Source organism: Promineifilum sp. (SeqCode) (genome assembly GCF_041918635.1).
Classification (GTDB): domain Bacteria; phylum Chloroflexota; class Anaerolineae; order Promineifilales; family Promineifilaceae; genus Promineifilum.
The window spans coordinates 1-11,886 of record NZ_JAYRVJ010000111.1; the positions used below are offsets into that span (position 1 = coordinate 1).

The 11,886-nt window shown below is 67.8% G+C and carries 7 protein-coding genes, 1 tRNA gene and 1 pseudogene; 2 read left to right on the plus strand and 7 right to left on the minus strand.

All coding sequences use genetic code 11. The annotated features are described in order from the left end of the window. Positions 1-226: 226 nt before the first annotated feature. The 5 genes from nagA to ACE3UY_RS03735 all read right to left on the minus strand — a co-directional run bounded on the left by nagA (position 227) and on the right by ACE3UY_RS03735 (position 7,113). Entirely contained in the window at positions 227-1,378 is a 1,152-nt protein-coding gene (nagA, locus tag ACE3UY_RS03715) for an N-acetylglucosamine-6-phosphate deacetylase (RefSeq protein ID WP_374686209.1), read from the minus strand. Between the two features lie 133 nt (positions 1,379-1,511). Beyond that, positions 1,512-3,077: a glycoside hydrolase family 3 protein gene (locus ACE3UY_RS03720; RefSeq protein ID WP_374686210.1), complete on the minus strand. Its 1,566-nt coding sequence runs from the start codon at positions 3,075-3,077 to the stop codon at positions 1,512-1,514. 137 nt (positions 3,078-3,214) lie between these two features. Further along, positions 3,215-4,729: an extracellular solute-binding protein gene (locus ACE3UY_RS03725; RefSeq protein ID WP_374686211.1), complete on the minus strand. Its 1,515-nt coding sequence runs from the start codon at positions 4,727-4,729 to the stop codon at positions 3,215-3,217. 105 nt (positions 4,730-4,834) lie between these two features. Further along, entirely contained in the window at positions 4,835-5,944 is a 1,110-nt protein-coding gene (locus tag ACE3UY_RS03730) for an ROK family protein (RefSeq protein ID WP_374686212.1), read from the minus strand. Then, positions 5,941-7,113, minus strand: a complete 1,173-nt coding sequence (locus ACE3UY_RS03735; RefSeq protein WP_374686213.1) for an ROK family transcriptional regulator — start codon at positions 7,111-7,113, stop codon at positions 5,941-5,943. The genes ACE3UY_RS03730 and ACE3UY_RS03735 overlap by 4 nt, the downstream gene beginning before the upstream one ends. Positions 7,114-7,379: 266 nt before the next feature. On the opposite strand from ACE3UY_RS03735, the gene ACE3UY_RS03740 reads away from it, so the two are divergent. Continuing rightward, positions 7,380-8,231 (plus strand): NYN domain-containing protein, encoded by an 852-nt coding sequence (locus ACE3UY_RS03740; protein ID WP_374686214.1) that lies wholly within the window; start codon positions 7,380-7,382, stop codon positions 8,229-8,231. Between the two features lie 61 nt (positions 8,232-8,292). Here ACE3UY_RS03740 and ACE3UY_RS03745 read toward each other — a convergent pair. After that, positions 8,293-9,923: pseudogene (locus ACE3UY_RS03745) on the minus strand (aminotransferase class V-fold PLP-dependent enzyme). Beyond that, positions 9,898-11,508, minus strand: a complete 1,611-nt coding sequence (locus ACE3UY_RS03750; protein WP_374686215.1) for an FGGY-family carbohydrate kinase — start codon at positions 11,506-11,508, stop codon at positions 9,898-9,900. Before ACE3UY_RS03750 ends, ACE3UY_RS03745 begins: the two are co-directional and overlap by 26 nt. 208 nt (positions 11,509-11,716) lie before the next feature. On the opposite strand from ACE3UY_RS03750, the gene ACE3UY_RS03755 reads away from it, so the two are divergent. Continuing rightward, positions 11,717-11,789 (plus strand) — tRNA-Asp (locus tag ACE3UY_RS03755). Positions 11,790-11,886: the final 97 nt, after the last annotated feature.

Below are 11,886 nucleotides of genomic sequence, written 5' to 3' on the forward strand. Positions count from 1 at the left end.
GTGATACCACATCGTCACGGAGAAGATGCGGGTCAGCACCACTTCCAGCGCCAGCGCGCCCATGCTGATGAGGAAGACGCCGAGCAGCAGATGTCGGGTTGTTTTCATGCGATGAGACCTTACGATGGATTCTGCCAGCGCCCGGATTGTAGCCGGAAGTCCGTTGGGGGTAAACAGTAGGGGCGCACCTGCGTGTGCGCCCTCGGGCAGACACGCAGGTCTGCCCCTACACTATCCGGAAACCCGACTCCCCCGCCACAAACGTCTCCACCACCCGCAGATCGGGCGTCAGCAGCACCAGGTCGGCGTCGCCGCCGGGCGCGATCCGCCCCAGCCGCTCCAACCCCAGCAACCGCGCCGGCGTCGCTGTCACCGTGGCGATGGCCTCGGCCGGCGTCGCCCCGGTGAAGCCCACGAAGGCGCGCAGGATGGCGTCGAGCGACAGGACGCAGCCGGCCAGCGTGCCATCGGCCAGTCGCGCCGACGCCCCATCGACCGTCACGCGGAAGTCGCCCAGCGCGTACTCGCCGGGGGGCATGCCCATCGCCGCCATCGCGTCCGTCACCAGGTTCAGCCGCGCCGGGCTGAGCAGTCGCCAGACCAGGGCGACCAGCGCCGGGTGGACGTGCAGCCCGTCGGGGATGAGGCCGATGACGGCGCGCGGGTCGGCCAGCGCCGCGGCGGCCAGCCCCGGCTCGCGGTGGTGCAGCGCCGGCATGGCGTTGAACAGGTGGGTGGCGTAGCGCGCCCCGGCGTCGAAACCGGCTACCGCCTCGTCGAACGTCGCCAGCGAGTGGCCGGCGCTGACGACCACGCCCCGACCGGCCAGCGCAGCGATGACCTCCAGCGCGCCGGGCAACTCCGGGGCCAGCGTCACCAGCCGCACACCCGCCGCCGGCGACCAGCCGGCCACCTCGGCCACGGACGGCGGGCGCAGGTGGGTCGGGTTGTGCGCCCCTTTCTTGCCGGGGTTGAGGTATGGCCCTTCCAGGTGCAGCCCCAGCGGGCGCGCCCCGCGCCAATCGGGGGGCGGGCCGGCGGCCAGCACGTCTTGCGCCGCCCGCACCGTTTCGAGCGGCGAGGTGATCACGGTGGGCAGAAAGCTGGTGACGCCGAAGCGGGGGAGCGCGGCGGCCACGCCCCAGATGGTGGCCGGGTCGGCGGTGAAGTCGAGGCCAAAGCCGCCGTTGATCTGCAAATCGAGGAAGCCCGGGGCCAGCAGCAGCCCGTTGGCGTCGCGGGTCTCGACGCCGGCCGGGAGGGGTAGATCGGGGCCGCCGACGGCCTGAATCCGGCTGCCGGCTGCCAGTACCGTGCCATCGGTGACAACGGCATCGGGCGTGATCAGCGTGGCGTGGCGAATGGCGAGCATGGTCATTACCCCTATCAGAAGAACGATCCGCAGATTACGCAGATTGGGAAACAGATCTCACGCAAAGACGCAAAGCTCAGAATTCTGAGCTTTACGTCTTTGCGTGAGATAAAAATCTGCGGAATCTGCGGATCATTTCTTACATCTTCACCGGCAGCCGCCCCGTGGGCGCGAAGTCGCCAAACAGCGCCCCCGCCAGCGCGTCCAGCGACGGCCGGTGGAGGCTGTAGGTCGCCAGGTGCGTCCGCGCCGGATAGACCGCCGCGTCATGGGGCAGGCGCAGGCTGACGGTGACGGCCGGGACGCCCGTCGCCAGCAGCTCATGGGCCAGCGCCGCCTGTTGCGGCTGCGCAAAGGCGTTGATAGTGCCCAGCACCAGCAAATCGTAGCCGCTCACGCGCTCGCGCAGGGCGGCGATCTCCGCGTCGTCCGGCCGGTGGGCGGTCACGAACTCGTCCACGCGCGGGTGGTAGGCGCGTAGCGCGTCGGCCAGGGCCGGGACGACGAAGGCCGAGGTGTCGGCCGGGGTCAGGTTGGCCGGCTGGGGCATGACGGCGGCCACGCGGGCGTCGGCTGGCAGGCGCAACGGCAACAGCCCCGCCTCGTCGCGCACCAGCGTCAGAGCGCGCCGGGCCAGTTCCGCCTCCAGCGCGCGGTGCTCGGCGCAGTTGACCACGTCCAGGCCCGGTTGTGGCTGGGCGGCGGCCCACTCGCGCAGCGCCCGGATGCGTCCCACCGAGGCGTGCAGGTGGCTATCGTCGATCAACTCGCGGCTGCGGGCCAGCGCCAGGCCGGCGTAGAGCCGCTCCTGCGTATCGGCGTCGAGCATGATGAGCATCAGATCGACCCCGGCGCGCACGGCGGCGATAACGTCGATGATCTGCCCCGCGCCCTGGGTGATGGCCCCCATGTCGAGGGCGTCGGTGATGATGACCCCCTGGAAGCCCATGTCGCCGCGGGCGAAGTCGGTCATCACAGCCCGGGCGACGGTGGCCGGGTAGGCGGTCGTGCCCGTCAGCGCCGGCAGGGCGAAGTGGCCTGTCATCAGCAGCTTGGCCCCGGCGGCCACGCCCGCGCGGAAGGGGGCGAACTCCACCCGCTCCAGCCGGGCGCGGTCGTGGGCGATGACCGGCAGGCCGAAGTGGGAGTCCACGGCCGCTTCCCCCTTGCCGGGGAAGTGCTTCAGTGTGGCGGCGACGCCGGACGCTTGCAGCCCATCGACCAGCGCCGCGCCCAGCGCGCCGGCCAGCGCCGGGTCGTCGCTGAAGGCGCGGATGCCCAGGCTGGGGTTGTTGGGGTTGGTCGCCAGATCGAGCACCGGCCCGTAGTTGACGTTGGCCCCCACGGCGGCCAGCTCGCGGCCCATGGCCCGGCCGACGCGGCGGGCCAACGCAGGGTCGCCGGCGGCGCCCAGGGCCATGTTGCCGGCGAACTGGGTCAGGCCCGCGCCAAGGGCGGTCAGTTGGCCGCCCTCCTGGTCGACGGCGATGAGCAGCGGGGGGTGGCCGGCGGCGCGGGCCGCGGCTTGCAACGCGTCCGTCAGGGCGCGGAACTGGGCCGGGTCGTCGTAGTTGTGCTCGCGGAACAGGGTGAAGCCGGCCACGCCGCGGGTCGCGATCCAGTCGAGGATGCGCCCCGGCGGCTGTCGGCCCTCGAAGGCCAGCATCAGCTTGTCGCCGATGAAATCAATGGGTGGTTGGGACATAAGGCGTTCGTAGGGGCGGGTTTCAAACCCGCCCCTACATGAGTTATGGTTGTCGTTGGTAGGGGCAGGTTTCAAACCTGCCCCTACGTGGGTCATGGTTGTCGCTGGTAGAGGCGGGTTTCAAACCCGCCCTACACCTATTCCTGCGGCCAGGAGGCGTCGATCTCGGCCAGAGCGGTGTCCAGGTCGGTCGAGCCGCTGATCCAGTCCGTCATTGCCTTCCAGAAGGAGCCTGCGCCCACTTCGGCCGGCATCAGGTCGGAGGCGTCGAAGCGCACGCTTGTCGCGTTCGCCAGCAGTTCGGCCACCTGGCGGTCGACCACGCTCTCATACCAGTCGAGGCTGGCGTCCTTGTGCGGCGACAACGCGCCGCCCTGACGCACCCACTGCTCCACGCCCTCGCCCTTGCTGAAGAACTCCATCAGGGCGCGGACTTCGGGACGGTCATTGAACATGACCATCATGTCGCCGGCCACCAGCGCCGGACGGCCCAGGCTCTCGTCGATGGGCGGCAGGTAGAAGAAGTCATAGTCCTCGCCGGGAACCAGCGTGTCATCGCCGAAGAAACCGGTGATCCACGCCGCCTGCGAGTGGAACCAGCAGCCGGGCGGGTCGGCGAACATGGGCACAGGGGAGTCGCCGATGAAGGTCGAGACGATGGACGGCACGCCGCCATAGACGTAGGTGTCGTTCAGCCAGATCTCGCCCATCGTTTCCGCGGCATTCTTCACCTCGGGCGAGGCGAAGGGTAGTTCGCCGGTGACCCACTTGTCGTAGTTCTCCAGCGAGGTCGTGCGCAGCATGATGTTCTCCATCCAGTCGGTCGCCACCCAGCCGGTGGCCGCGCCGGACTCGATGCCGATGCACCAGGCGGTGTCGCCGTCGTCGGCGATCTGCTGCGTCAGGGCCAGCATCTCATCCCACGTCTCCGGCACGACGTAGCCGGCGGCGTCGAACTGGGCCTTGGGGTAGAAGACCATGCTCTTGACCGCGGCGCGGTGCCAGACGCCGGCCATGATGTCCTCGCCATCGGCGCCGGGCATGGTCGCCATGTCGAGCCAGCTGTCGATGTAGGTCTCTTGCAGCGTCTCGCGGGGCAGGAACTCGCTGATGTCCACCAGCTCGCCGGCCGAGGCAAAGCGCTGCACCATGGCCGGCTGGGAGATGTTGGCGATGTCGGGCGGGTCGCCGGCGTCGACGCGGACGTTGATCGCCGTCTCGAACTCGCGCGTGCCCTCGTAAACAACGTCGATGCCGGTCTGCTCCTCGAACGGAGCGACGGCGGCTTCCATCTTGACCGCCTCTTCATCGACCATCACACCCATCAGGTTAATGGTCGTGCCGGTGAACTCGCCGGCGCGGGCGCGCTCCAGGAAGCTGCCCTCGCCCTCAGCCGCGGGTTCGGCCGTCGGCTCTTCGGCGGCGGGTTCAGCTGTCGGCTCTTCAGTCGGAGAGATGGCCGTCGCCACCGCCTCCAGGGTAGGAGCGACTTCGGTCGCCACCGCTTCCAGGGTGGGGGCCAACTCGGTGGCCGCCGCCTGAAGCGTCGGGGCCACTTCCTGCACGGCCTGCTCAACGGCTGCCCCGCCGCCACAGGCGACGAGCAGCGCGCTCAGGGCCAACAACACCAACACAGTCACGTAACGTTTCATTTCTTTCCTCCGTTCATTCATCAAACAGGTTGTGGAATCTGCCAAATCTGCATAATCTGCGGATCGTCTTCTGATACTTCACCTCCCGACATTCACCCTTTGCTATCAAGCGGCCAGAAAGACCGCCCCCATCACCCCGGCGTTGAAATCCGGCGGCACGATGACCACCTTCTCATCGGGCAGCATCGACGCCGCCAGCGGCGAATCGGCGCGCAGGGTGGCCAGCGCGGCGCGCAACGGGCGCTCGAAGGCAGACCCGGCGCGGGTGACGCCGCCGCCCAGGACGACGCGCTCCACGTCATAGGCCATCACCAACAGATAGAGGGCGCGGCTCAGATGGCCGGCGGCCCGCGCCACGATGCGCTCGGCCTCAGCCTGGCCCGGCGTGTGGGGAGCCGCGGCGGCCAGGGCGTAGACCTCGCCCGTGCTGAGGGGGCGCTCGCCGGCCGGCACGGACGCGGCGGCCTGGGCGGCGATGGCCGGCCCGGCGGCCACAGCTTCCAGGCAGCCATAGGAACCGCAGGCGCAACGCGGCCCGGCCGGGTCCAGGGGGATGTGGCCGATCTCGCCGGCCATACCGTGCGCCCCGCGGTAGAGCCGCCCGTCGAGCACCAGGCCGGCGGAGATGCCCGTGCCGATGCTCAGGTAAGCCAAACTACTAAGCGAGCCATGTGCGGATGTGGATGGCCCACTTACAGAGTCCGCATCCTCAGATACGGGTTCTAATCTGGCCGCGACAAGACCCGCATCTGAGGATGCGGACTCCGATTGCCACTTGCCACCTGTTACCTGCCACCCACCGCCGCCCGCATCTGAGGATGCGGACTCTGTAACGTTGACGGCGACCCAATGGTAGGCCCCCCAGGCGGCGGCGCGCACGTCGTTCTCCAGCGTCACCGGCACGCCCAACGCCGCCCGCAGCGCCTCGCCCAGCGGGTAGGGGCGCAACAGGTTGAGGTTGACGGCCAGCCGCACCAGGCCGCCGGCCGGGTCTACCTGGCCGGGGATGCCGACGCCGGCAGCCATCAGGTCGGCCCGCGTCGCGCCGGCCGCGGCCAGCGCTCGATCTACCGTCTCGACTGTGCCGGCCACCAGACAGCCGGGGTCGCGTACGTCTGTCGGGCGCACCGCTTCGCCCAATCGCCGGCCGGCCTCATCCACGACGAGCGCGGCTGTCTTCGTGCCACCGATGTCCAGCCCGACGCGCAGTTTCATACGATCCCCAACTCCCGGTGCAGGACGAGGGCCGAACAGCCCAGGATGATGATGTCGCCGGCGCGGTCGCCCAACGAGGTGTAGCGGATGGTCGTGGCATCGGCCATGGCCGGTAGCACGCGGCGGCGCATCTCGGCCCGCACGGCGTTGAGCAGTGTATCGCCCAGGTCGGCGATTCGCCCGGCCATGACGATGGTCTGCACGTTGTAGGCTCCGACCAGGTGGGCGACAGCCGCGCCCAGGTGGCAGCCGGCGGCGGCGGCGATCTCCACAGCCAGCGGGTCGCGGGCGGCCACAGCGGCGGCGAAACGCTCCCAGGTGGGCGGGTCGCCGGCCAGGGCGGAGCCACTGCGATCGGCCTCGGCTGCCCGGCGCAGGATGGCGCGGGTGCTGCTGGTCGTCTCCAGGCAGCCGCGGTTGCCGCAGCTGCACAACTCGCCGGCTGGGTCGATGACGACGTGGCCGATCTCGCCCGCGCCGAAGCCGTCGCCGTAGAAGGGGCGGCCGTCGAGGATGACGCCCGCGCCGATACCCTGGCCGATGCGAATGGTGATGAGGTGCGGCGTCTCGCGGCCCACGCCGAAAGTGTATTCGGCCAGCGCGGCCATGTGGCTGTCGTTGGCGACGTGGACGGGGTGGCCGTAGCGGGCGGCGAGCAAGTCGCCCAGAGGCAGATTGGCCCAGCCCAGGTTGACGGCCCGCAGGACGATGCCCAGCCGCGGGGCGACCAGGCCGGGCGTGGCCACACCGATGCCCAGGAGAGGCAGGGGCGTGGGTAGGAGTGAATCGGCCAGTTCGTAGACGCGGGCCAGCGCCGCTTCGCCGCGTAAACCGGCGGCGGGCAGGGCCACGCGCCGGTCGATCTCGCCGCGCAAATTGACCAGCGCGCCGCGAAACTCGCCGCCGCTCAGGTCGAGGGCCAGCAAGCGGCGGCCATCGCCATGGAGCGTGACCAGAGTGGGGGGCTTGCCGCCGGCCGAGGGGCCTTGGCCCGTCTCGACCACCAGGCCACCTTCGATCAGTTCGGCCACCAGCGCGGAGACGGTGGGCCGGGTCAGGGCGGTTAGGCGGGCGACCTCGGCGCGGCTAACCGAGCCGGCGTCGTAGATCGTCTTGAGGACGAGCCGGCTGTTGTGGTCTTTCGTCTGGCCGCGGGTCGCCTTTTCCATGAATGAGTGAGATAGCAGCTAGATGTAAGTTAAGTTAACTTACAAAGCATATCATAAATGATGGGTAAGGGGTTGTCAAGAGGGGAACGGGACGCTGATGAACGCAGATTTCAGACGCGGTTTTTCGCTAATTCTCATCAGCGCCAAACGGCGTCCCAATCGGCGTTCATCAGCGTCCCATTGAATAGAACCCGCCGACGTTATACAATTAGCGCCGCAGTGAACACTGTTGAACCCAATAAACTATTCGAGCCAACGTCATTTACATGCAACACAATCCTTCTACTGTCAGAGCTGCTGTCTACGTGGACACCGCCAATATGTATCGCAATGGCGGCTATCGGATGCGCTACGACGTGCTGCGCGAATTCGCCAGCCGCGATGGCGCGGAACTGGTGCGGCTGAACGCCTACGTCAGCTTCGACGCCGATCGGGCGCGCACCGACCCCATTTATGAGAAGAGCACGCAGCGCTTCTACTCGCTGCTGCGCGATTTCGGCTACAAGGTGCTGATCAAGGAAGTGCGCTGGTACGAGGACGAGAACGGCAAGCGCTACGGCAAGGCCAACGCCGACCTGGATTTGGCCGTGGACATGCTACTCCAGTCGGAGCACCTCGACCGCGTGCTGCTGGTGACGGGCGACGGGGACTTCACGCGCGTCATTACAGCCGTGCAGAACCGGGGCTGCCGAGTGGAAGTGGTTGCGCTGGACAACACGTCGTCCGACCTGCGGCGCGAGTCCGACCTGTTCATCTCCGGCTACCTCATCCCCGACCTCGTGCCGACGACGAACGGCGCGCCGGTAGTCATAGACACGCCGGGGTGGGGCGAGGTGGGCTCCATTGTGCGTGGCACGTGCTACTTCCACAAGCTCAACTACGGCTTCATGCGCTTTCTGCGCGTCCATGGCGCGAAGCTGTGGCTGACCGACACGCAGCACCCCGATTCGCCCTATGACACGGCCTACTTCCACGATTCCAACCTGCCCGACAACGTGGACCCGCTGCACCTGCCCAGCTATAGCCACGTCTTCCAGTTCGAACTGGCCGAGTCCCGCCACCCATCGGGCAAGTTCGAGGCGAAGAATATTCAGATGATCAGTTGGATGCCAACATAATAGGGACTAGGGGATAGGGGCTAGGGACTAGGGAAGAGCGCTCTTCCCTAGCCCCTATCCCCTAGACCCTATACAGCGCATCCACATACCGCTCCAAAAACCCGCCGACGACGCCGCGCAGGGGAAGGGTGGCGGCCATGCCGTAGACGGGGGCCATGCCGCCCTCGGCCTGGGGGTGGGCGCGCACTTCCTCTACGGCCTGCCGCAGATCGTCGATGAACCGCTCGGCCACGCCTGGCTGCGTGTGTCGCAGAGTGACGCACACGTGGACGCACGACGGCCGGTGCAGCCCGTTCAAGCTCCAGCCGCGATGGGTCATGGCATCCATAACCCGGTAGATGTCCAGCTCGTCCGAGGTGAAGGCATGGACGAACAGCGAATGGCCCAGCAGCCGCAGGCCGGGGATGGCGGCGATCCCCTCGCGCATTTGAGCCGCCGTCGCCAGCAAGCGGCGCGCGGCTTCGCGGTATCCCTCGCGCCCCAGCGACACCATGGACGCCCAACAGGCCGCGCTGAGCGCGCCGGGACGGCTGCCGGCGAAGGTGGGCGAGAAGTACAGCCCGCCGGGCCAATCGGTGGCGGTGAAGTACTGGTAGCGGCGTAGCGCCGCGCCGCGATAGAGCACGACCGACGTGCCCTTGGCCGCGTAGCCGTACTTGTGGGTGTCGGCCGACATCGACGTGACGCCGGGCAGCCGGAAGTCGAATGGCGGTACGGGGTAGCCGAGTTCGGCCGCCCAGGGCAGCACGAAGCCGCCCAGGCAGGCGTCGGTGTGGAAGCCGAGGCCATGCTCCAGGGCCAGCGACGACAGCGCCTCGATAGGGTCGATAACGCCGTGGGGGAAGGCGGGGGCCGACCCGACGATGACGATGGTGTTGCGGGTGATGGCCCGCCGCGCCGCCGCCACGTCGGCCCGGTAATCGCCATCCAGCGGAATACGCACCATCTTGATGTTGAAATACTGCGCCGCCTTGTCGAACGCGGCGTGGGCCGTGACCGGGGCCAGCATCTCCGGCTGGGTGATGCCCCGCTCGGCGCGGGCGCGGTCACGATATGTCTTCATCGCCAGGAGGATGCTCTCCGTGCCGCCGCTGGAGACGGTTCCGCAGATCTCTGACCCTCCCCCAGCCCCTCCCAATGGGAGGGGAGAAGACCCTCCCCCAGCCCCTCCCAATGGGAGGGGAGAAGACCCTGCCCCAGCCCCTCCCAATGGGAGGCGAGAAGACCCTGCCCCAGCCCCTCCCAATGGGAGGGTCTGGGGGACGCCCCCAGCATGTCGGCGGTCATGGCGACGATCTCCGCCTCGTACTTGGCGGCGCTGGGCCAGACGTCGGCGTGCAGCGGGTTGCTCTGCGAGTTGAGGGCGTAGACCCGGTTGAGAAAGTCAATGTGTTCGGCGTCGCCGTGATAGACCGCCCCGGAGACGAAGCCGTCGCGCCAGCGCTCGGCCTCGATGGCCTGAAGCTCCGCCATCTCGCGCAGGATGTCATCGCGGTCGCGCCCCGCCTCGGGCAGTTGCGCATACGAAGGGTACAGGTCGCGATAGGGCTTCAGCGACCGCTCCAATGCCGGCATCACCTCGTCATATTGCGCCTCGATGCGCCGGTTGACGGCCGGCACGGCCCGCAACCCTTTCTCCAGCGGCGCGGCGGCGCGCCCTATTAACTTATTCAGCGTGTCCTTCAAGCTCATGGTTCCCCCGATTGAGTCCGGCGTAGATGCGCCGGTTCTGCCGGTAGATCGTTTCATACGCGGCGAAAAGTTCGTCGTAGAGGGCGCGGTTGGCCGGGTTGGGGCGGTAGGTGTTGGCGATGGGCACGTCGTGGTCGATGGCCTCGAAGGTGGTCAGGCCCACCGCCACGGCTGCCAGAAGCCCGACGCCGCGCACGTTGGCCTGAACCGGATCTTTCACCTGCCGGATGGCGCGATCGAGCACATCGGCGTGAATCTGGCACCAGACGTCGGAGTTCGCGCCGCCGCCGATCATGCGAATCTCGTCGAGCCGTCGTCCGACGAAACGCTCGACGTAGCGCAGCAGCCAGCGCGTGTTGTAGGCCACGCCCTCGAAGACGGCCCGGATCATGTGGGCGCGCGTGGTGCGCAGCGACAGGTTGTGGAAGCCGCCGCGCACCAGCCCGTCATCGACCGGCGTGCGCTCGCCGTGCAGCCAGGGCGTGAACAGTACCCGGTCGCTGCCGGCCGGCGTAGCGGCGACCATGCGGTCGAACACGGGATAGACGTTGGGGATGCGCTCCCGCCGCTCCAGGGCGTCGTCGGCGTAGAGGATGTTGTCGCGCAGGAAGGCCAGGCACGCGCCGGCCGTTTCCTGCTCGTTGGCGATGAAGTATTTGCCGGGCACGGCCGACGGCAGCGAGGCCATGTTGTGAAACAGATCGACGCGCTTGGTGGGCACGTGGCAGGTCAGCCAGGCCGACGTGCCGATGTAGAGGTGCGGCTCGAAATCGGCCACCGCTCCCGCGCCGATGGCCGCCGAGTGCATGTCGGGCGTGCCCATGATGACCGGCGTGCCTTCCGCCAGGCCTAACTCCCGCGCCACGTCGGGCCGGATAGGCCCCAGCACGTCCACCGCCCGCTTGAGTTCGGGCAGCTTGTCGGCCGGCACGGTGGAGAAGCGCAGCAGCCGGTCGTCGTAGCGGACGTTGTGGATGTCGCGGTTGTCGGTCAGCCAGTGGAGGGTGATGGACTCGTGGGAGGCGGCGAAGCGGCCGGTGAAGCGCAGGTTCAGGTAATCCTTCGGCTCCAGAAACTTGTAGGTCTGGCGGTAGACGTCGGGGCGGGTGTGCTTGATGTAGAGGATGTGGGCGATGGGGTCTTTGCCGGAGTGGGCCGGGATGCCGCCGGCCAGCCGCAGCCAGGTCGCCAGCCGCGGTGCGCCGTATCCGGCCACCTTGGGCCACCCATTGGTGATCTGCCGGACGTAGGGCGCGCCGCGGGTGTCCATCCAGATGATGGCGTTCATCAGGTGGCGGCCGTCCTCGTCCACCGCGACCGTACCCGACCACTGGCTGGTGCAGCCGATGGCGGCGATGCGCCCGGCGGCGTCGGGATGGTCGCGCAAGAGTTGGGCAATAGTCGTCTTGATGCTTGCCCACCACTGGTCGGGGTCTTGTTCCGCCCCGCCGCCGGGCAGAATGGTGAGAGTAATCGCGCCGGTGCGGCAATCGAGCACCTCGCCGCGCGGCGTCACCAGGGCCACTTTCGGGCCGGACGTGCCCAGGTCAACGGCCAGAATCAGAGCGGTCGTCGGATCGTTCATGTGTTCGAGCCAAGAAGTAACTAGCGGTACGGAGGATGGTGATGCCTACAGTATAGCCGCTATTGTCGCCAATGGGACACCTGGTAGGGGCAGACCTGCGTGTCTGCCTTACCTAGTCAGGGCAGACACGCAGGCCTGCCCCTACGGCTTTTGTCGTGGAATTTGTTGACACCTCTCCCTACATCTGGTAATATCCCACCTTGTAGGAGGGGGCGTGGTGTAGCGGTTAACACGTCGGCCTGTCAAGCCGAAGATCGCGGGTTCGATCCCCGTCGCTCCCGTACAGCCTATAGTCTCACCCTTCAAGGTGCCAAGCCCTCGTAATGTACGAGGGCTTTTGCTTTTCTGACCCCAGATGATAAATTGTCCCCATTGTCA